This is a genomic window from Actinoallomurus sp. NPDC050550 (genome assembly GCF_040655075.1).
Classification (GTDB): domain Bacteria; phylum Actinomycetota; class Actinomycetes; order Streptosporangiales; family Streptosporangiaceae; genus Actinoallomurus.
Genome location: NZ_JBFAJC010000012.1, coordinates 226415 through 232893, shown reverse-complemented (window position 1 = coordinate 232893; position 6479 = coordinate 226415). Strand labels below are relative to the sequence as shown.

5 protein-coding genes are annotated in these 6479 nt (G+C 72.0%); 3 read left to right on the top strand and 2 right to left on the bottom strand.

Features of this window, described 5'->3' with window-relative positions:
- Positions 1–140: 140 nt before the first annotated feature.
- Together AB0I04_RS19445 and AB0I04_RS19440 are read right to left on the bottom strand one after the other, a co-directional pair.
- The gene (locus AB0I04_RS19445; protein ID WP_360886164.1) at positions 141–1211 is read right to left on the bottom strand and encodes an alpha/beta hydrolase-fold protein; all 1071 of its coding nucleotides are present in this window, start codon (positions 1209–1211) and stop codon (positions 141–143) included.
- Between the two features lie 314 nt (positions 1212–1525).
- Positions 1526–3019 (bottom strand): alpha/beta fold hydrolase, encoded by a 1494-nt coding sequence (locus AB0I04_RS19440; RefSeq protein WP_360886162.1) that lies wholly within the window; start codon positions 3017–3019, stop codon positions 1526–1528.
- A 341-nt stretch (positions 3020–3360) separates the two neighbouring features.
- Between AB0I04_RS19440 and AB0I04_RS19435 the strand changes: the two genes are divergently transcribed.
- From AB0I04_RS19435 to AB0I04_RS19425, 3 genes are all read left to right on the top strand, one after another.
- Positions 3361–4167, top strand: coding sequence for a hypothetical protein (locus AB0I04_RS19435; protein ID WP_360886160.1), 807 nt, complete (start codon positions 3361–3363; stop codon positions 4165–4167).
- Positions 4168–4236: 69 nt separating this feature from the next.
- Positions 4237–5646, top strand: coding sequence for an aldehyde dehydrogenase family protein (locus AB0I04_RS19430; protein ID WP_360886158.1), 1410 nt, complete (start codon positions 4237–4239; stop codon positions 5644–5646).
- A 98-nt stretch (positions 5647–5744) separates the two neighbouring features.
- The gene (locus tag AB0I04_RS19425; RefSeq protein WP_360886157.1) at positions 5745–6461 is read left to right on the top strand and encodes a LysE family translocator; all 717 of its coding nucleotides are present in this window, start codon (positions 5745–5747) and stop codon (positions 6459–6461) included.
- Positions 6462–6479 lie beyond the last annotated feature (18 nt).

Sequence of the window (6479 nt, the reverse complement as noted above, 5' to 3'; positions counted from 1 at the left end):
CACCGGGGGGGCATAGGGTTTAAACCGGCGGCGTCTCGACCCCATCTTACCCCGGGGACGGTCGGGGGGGGGGCGCCTCGGGCGCCCGCCGCTTCGTCATTCACCGGGACGGAGAGCGGTCAGGGTGAACGCGCGGTCGATCAGGACGGGCGCGGCGCGGACAGCCGGCTGCTCAGCCAGGCGTACGCCTTCGGCAGCATCGAGTTCCAGACCGAGGCGTTGTGGCCGCCCTTGGGCAGGACGTACAGGAAGGCCGTCGTCGGCGGGCGGATGAGCGGCATGATCTGGTCGATCGCCTCGTCGGAGTGGCGGTCCTGCCGGGTGCCCGCCAGCAGGAGGCTGATCGGCGGGCGGCGCGTGCGGAGCAGGTCGAGCACGGAGTTCTGCGCGTTCAGGGCGTGGTCGTGCTGGACCTCCGGCGTCTGTGGAACGGCGTCCCCCTGCATGGTGACGGCCGCGCCGAACAGGTCGGGCCGGCGGACCGCCATCTTCGCCGCGCAGTAGCCGCCCGTGGAGAACCCCATGAGACCCCAGGCGCTGCGGTCCGGCTGGGCGCGGAACGCCTTCGTGACCGCCTGGCGAACGTCGTCGGTGAGCCAGGTCTCGACGCGCGGCCCCTTGGGGAAGTCGACGCACTCGGTGTCGCGGCCGTGGATGACCGTCGTCACCGGTGCGACGAGGATGAACGGATGGGCGTGTCCCGCCGCCACCTCCTGCTTGAGGACGCTCGCGCCGTGGACGGCGTGGAACCAGGTCGAGGGGGTGCCGGGATAACCCGGCAGCAGCTCCACCACGGGGTAGGTCTGGTGGGCGTTCGCGGGCGAGTTGTAGCCCGGCGGCACCCAGACCAGGATGCGGGAGCGGATCCGGGAGCGTTCGCCGTTCACCGTCGCCATGTAGACGTCCGGATCGAGCTTGGGAGTGCGCTGGAAACGCACCGCGCCGCTGCCGATCGCGCCGGGGCCGAGCGCCTCGATCGGCGTGTCCCCGCCCTGGCCCCCGCCGAACAGGTCGCTCCAGGAGGCGTAGAACTCGAAATAGTGGTTGACGCTGACGCCACCGACGAGCAGTGCGAACGTCTGGCACATGACGATCATGAAGAGCCGGACGACGACGGCGAGGCGTCCCTTCACGCGGTTCCACAGGTACAGACAGGCCACCGGCCCCCCGATGGCGAGAAGGACGGCCACGACGAGAAGCGGCCAGCCCATTAGTCCCATGTAGTCCCCCGAAGAACCCGTTCAAGTGAGCAGGCCGAGGTTAAGTCGCACATCACAGCATCGGCTCCTGCTTCATCCCGATTTCGGGCGTTGTTCACGACAGGATCTGCTTCATCAACCTTGCCCTAAGCTTCATAAACCTTTCACTAACCTTTTCCGGGCGTCACGACCTCTCTCGGCCGAAGCGGCCGGGGGCACTGCCGTCCGCCGAACGCGTCCGGCGTCCCGAGTCCACCATCCTCCCCGAGGGATGCCGCAGGGACCGGTCGAATGAACGATCCGGCCCCTCACGACGTCGCGGACGGTCAGCCACCGAGGAACGCGATCACCGCGTCCCGTCCGGCGTGCCCGCGCTCACGGTTCTGGATCGAGTGCGAGGCGCCCTTGACGACGACGACCCTGCCGTTCGGCGCGTGCGTCGCCTCCTCGTACGCCCACTCCAGCGGGGTGGACAGGTCGTGGTCGCCGTTCACCAGCAGTACGGGCACGTCGGGCAGCCGGGCCGGCGGCTCCGCGGCCGGACGCGACCGCCAGCGCAGGCACTCCTGAGTGAAGCCGCTCCCCGCCGAGGTCGCCCGCGTGTACGGCCAGACGCTGCGCGGGTCGGTGTGCCGCAGGAACCGGTCGAGCGCGGTCTGCCGGATGGCCAGGGGCGCGTCGGACCGGCCCCACGGGAAGACGCTGTCGGAGCAGAACGTGTCGATGTGCAGCCCTGAACTGTACGAGGCCACCGGGTCCCCGCCGGGCGCCATGTCGGTGATGATCGTGTTGAGCCGCGCCGGGTCGCCCTGCCGGGCCGCCCGCAGCGCGCCGACCAGGTCGCCGTGGCCGGCGGGCAGGCCCGGTGGGTTCGGGTCGCGGTACGTCGGATCCAGGAACTCGTACGACACGATGGCGTCGAAGATCTTCACGCTGTCCGCGGCCGGGCGGTGCCGGACCACCCACGCCAGGTCCTCGGCCGGGTCCGACGGGCAGGCGGGCGCGGTCGCGCAGGCGTCGCGCAGCACGCGCGCCTGCGCGTGCAGACCGACGAAGTACAGACCGTCGTCGGCCTGCGGGTCGACGTGCGGCAGCACCGAGTCGAGGACGACCTTGCCGACGTGCGACGGGTGGACGGCGGCGTAGCGGGCGGCGGTGAACGACCCGTACGAGACGCCGTCGACGACCATCTTGTCGACACCGAGCGCCCGCCGGAGCGCCTCATAGTCCGCGACGGTCTGCTCGGTGCTGTAGAGGCCGCGCCGGTCGCCGAGGATGTCGGAGCACTCCTTGATCGCGGCGGGCGTGGGCGCGGCGATGTCGGAGCTGCCGACCTGGGCCTGGAGCTGCGGGCAGTTGATCGCGCCGAACTCCCCCGTGCCCCGCTGGTCCAGCATCACGAACCGGTAGTCCTTGGCGAGCTCCGGCAGGCGCTGCGTGGCGATCCGGGTGATGAACGGCACGCCGGGCTGGCCGGGGCCGCCGGTGAGGAACAGGAGGACGCCCTTCGGCGCCGTGGCGTTGTCGGCGGTGGCGACCTGGAGGTCGAACGTGCCGGGCACCCTGCCACGGTGGTCGAGCGGCACCCGGAGGGTGGAGCACGTGAATCCGGGCTGGTCCTTGCACGGGTGCGGATCGGTGAGCCTCGGCCGGGCGGCCACGGCCGAGGCGGTCGCCGCCCCAGCGGGCCGCGCGGAGGCCTGCGCGGCGGGACGTGCGGCGTCGGCGGAGGGCGGGGGCGTGCTGCCGGCGGCGGCCGGGCCGCCGAGGGCGGCCACGGCGGCGGCGCCGACCGCGGTGACGAGTAGTCGTGATCGCATGAGCGGATTCTGACGACCCGGAGCGCGAAGGAACATCCTCCACGCGCCGGTTGACGCTTCTCTGACCTCTCGTGGCCACCGGGTGCGCCGCGCCGCCGTCCCCGGCGTCTCCACCGCGGTCCGCCGACCCGACACGCACCGCGACCGGTCCATCGCGATCCTCTTACGGGACAGGCGTCGCGGCCGGTCCGCCGCCGTCCACCTATCGCGGCCGGTCTCCACCGCCCGTGTCAACCGACCATCGTGACCGCGCCATGACTGGCCCAAGTCGCGCGCGGCCACGAGGTGGGCCCCGGAGCGCACGGCTAGCGTCTGACGCCATCACCATCAGGGGGGACGTCATGCGCTCTTTCGCGATCACCGCACTCTTCGGAACCGGCCTGCTCTGCCTCGCGCCGCAGGCCCAGGCCGCGTCGCACGCCCGGCCGGGGGATCCGCGGCCGCTACCGGCCCAGAACACCGCCGACGTACGGCCGGGCGAACCGCCGATCCGGTCGACCGCGCAGAACGCCGTGCACTCGCGACCGGCCGAAGCGCAGCCGATCCGGTCGACCGCGCAGAACGCCGTGCACTCGCCGCCGGTGGACGCGCAGACCGGCAAGCCGGACGTGCGGAACATCGTCCACGTCCAGGCCGAGGACCAGCAGGCCGGCCGGCCCGGCGCGCAGCATGTCATCCACGTCCGGCCGGTGCACGCGCAGCCCGCCCGGCCCCAGAGCCCCTTCCACAGCCGGCCGGGCGACCCGCAGCCGCCGCAGCAGCAGCCGCAGCCGGACCGCCCGTCGTACGCGATGCACATGACGGGTCAGGCCGAGCATTGGGAGGTCTCGCCGGGTCAGCTGGAGACCGTGCGCTGGACCCTCACCAACACCGGCAACCGGCCGCTGGACCACGTGATGCTGGTGGCCGCGATACCGGAAGGGTGGGGCGTCCGTGAGGGACAGGGCTGCGCGCGTCACGGCGAGTACCTGGGGTGCGACCTCGGGTCGCTGGCGCCGGGACGGAGCGCCGCCATCCTCGTGCCGCTGGTCGCGCAGGGACGGCCGGGCGCCGTGCGGCTGGCCGCCTGGTCGCGGGCGACGGCGGGTTCGCTGAGCATTCCGGGACCGACGACGTCGTTCCGCGTCGAGGTCGTCGGGCGCAAGTAGGTTCTGGCCAAGACGGACCTCCTGGGGCCAGACTGAACGCTATTCGGTTTGACGTCCCCAGGAGGTACCGTGCCCGACTTCACGATGACCATCGGCGGCGCGGCCGTGGAGACCACGGCCACGTTCGACGTGATCGATCCGGCGACCGGATCGCCGCACGCCGCCGCGCCGGACTGCTCGCGGGCCCAGCTCGACGCGGCGTTCGACGCGGCGGCGTCGGCGTATCCGGCGTGGCGGTCCGATGAGGCCGCCCGGCGCACGGCGCTGAAGGCCGCGGCCGACGTCCTGATGGCGGCGGCCGGCGGCGACCTGGCCGAAACCCTGACGGCCGAGCAGGGCAAACCTCTCCAGGACGCCCGGATCGAGCTCATGGGCGCCGCCGTCTGGCTCCAGTACTTCGCCGACCTGGAGATCCCGCGCGAGGTCATCCAGGACGACGACCGGGCAAAGGTGGAGGTCGTACGCCGCCCGCTCGGCGTCGTCGCGGCGATCACCCCCTGGAACTTCCCCCTCGTCCTCGCCGCCTGGAAGATCGCCCCGGCGCTTCTGGCCGGGAACACGCTCGTCCTCAAGCCGTCCCCGTACACGCCGCTGGCCACGCTCAAGGTCGGCGAACTGCTCCGCGACGTCCTGCCGCCGGGCGTGCTGAACGTCGTCAGCGGCGGCGACGACCTCGGCGCGTGGATAACCTCCCACCCCGTACCGCGCAAGATCAGCTTCACCGGGTCGATCGAGACGGGCAAGAAGGTCGCCGCCGCGGCGGCCCCCGATCTCAAGCGGACCACCCTCGAACTCGGCGGCAACGACCCGGCCATCGTGCTCGACGACGCCGACCCCGCGACGGTGGCCGCGAAGGTCTTCGACCAGGCCTTCGCCAACAACGGCCAGGTCTGCTCGGCCATCAAGCGGGTGTACGTCCCGGACCGGCTGTACGACGACGTCGTCGAGGCGCTCGCCGCCAAGGCGCGTTCGGTCAAGGTCGGCAACGGCCTTGAGGAGGGCGTGCAGTACGGCCCGATCAACAACCGGCCGCAGTACGAGCGGGTCAGCGCGCTGGTCGCCGACGCGCTCGCCAAGGGGGCGAAGGCGGCCGCCGGCGGCGGCCCGATCGACGGCCCCGGCTACTTCTTCGCGCCGACGATCCTGACGGACGTCGCCGAGGGCGTCCGGATCGTCGACGAGGAGCAGTTCGGACCCGCGCTCCCGGTGCTCCGCTACACCGACGTCGACGACGCGGTGGCCCGCGCGAACGCCACGAACTTCGGCCTGTCCGGCTCCGTCTGGGGGACCGACGCCGACCGCGCAGCCGAGGTCGCCGAGCGCCTGGAGTGCGGCACCGCGTGGGTGAACACCCACCTCGCGCTCGCGCCGCACCAGCCGTTCGGCGGGTTCAAGTGGAGCGGCATCGGGGTCGAGAACGGCACCTGGGGCCTCACCGGCTTCACCGAGATCCAGGTCGTGCACCGTTCCAAGCGCTGACGCTCTCCGGTGACCGGGTCATGCGGCGTTCGTCACCTTCACCACGAAGACCGGGAAAGTGCCGAACTGAGCATGACCCGACCACCTACGATGAACCGGTGCCCGAACTGTTGTTCCCCTTCCTGGGGGTCGTCGCGCTCCTCACCGTGACTCCCGGCCCGGACATGCTCCTGGTCGTTCGCAACGGCCTGAGCGCCGGCAGTCGCGCGGCCTGGCTGACCGGCCTCGGCTGCTGCCTGGGCATCTCGATCCACGCCACGGCCGCGGTGCTCGGGCTGTCGGCGATCCTCGCGGCGTCCGCGACCGCGTACACGGTGGTGAAGCTGGCCGGCGCGGCGTATCTCGCGTACCTGGGCATCCGCATGCTCATCTCGGCCCTCATGTCCGTCGACGGCGAGGAGGACGCCGACGCCGGATCCGGGACACCGTCGATCCCGGTGGCCACGGCCGTGACGCGCGGCGACGGGGAGGGCCCGACCGCGCCGGCGGTCGACACGAGGGTCGCGTCACACACCAGCGCGGCGGTGTTCCGGCAGGGACTGATCACCAACCTGCTCAACCCGAAGATCGCGCTGCTGTTCCTCACCCTGCTGCCGCAGTTCGTGGCGCACGACGAGCCGCGCCTGCGCACGACCGTCGTCCTCGCGGCCATCTTCCTCTGCGTCGCGGTGGTGTGGTGGCGGACCTTCTCCCTCGCGATCGGACCGATCTCGCGGGTGCTGCACGGTGGCCGCGCCCGTCGCCTCCTCGACGGCCTCGCCGGCTCGGCCCTGCTCGCCATCAGCGCCGTGGTCGCCCTCGACGGCAACCGTTAATCCCCGATCGCCGACGTC

Coding starts and splice junctions, on each gene's coding strand:
- AB0I04_RS19445 (WP_360886164.1), bottom strand. CDS start 1,211: ATGGGCTGGCCGCTTCTCGTCGTGGCCGTCCTTCTCGCCATCGGGGGG.
- AB0I04_RS19440 (WP_360886162.1), bottom strand. CDS start 3,019: ATGCGATCACGACTACTCGTCACCGCGGTCGGCGCCGCCGCCGTGGCC.
- AB0I04_RS19435 (WP_360886160.1), top strand. CDS start 3,361: ATGCGCTCTTTCGCGATCACCGCACTCTTCGGAACCGGCCTGCTCTGC.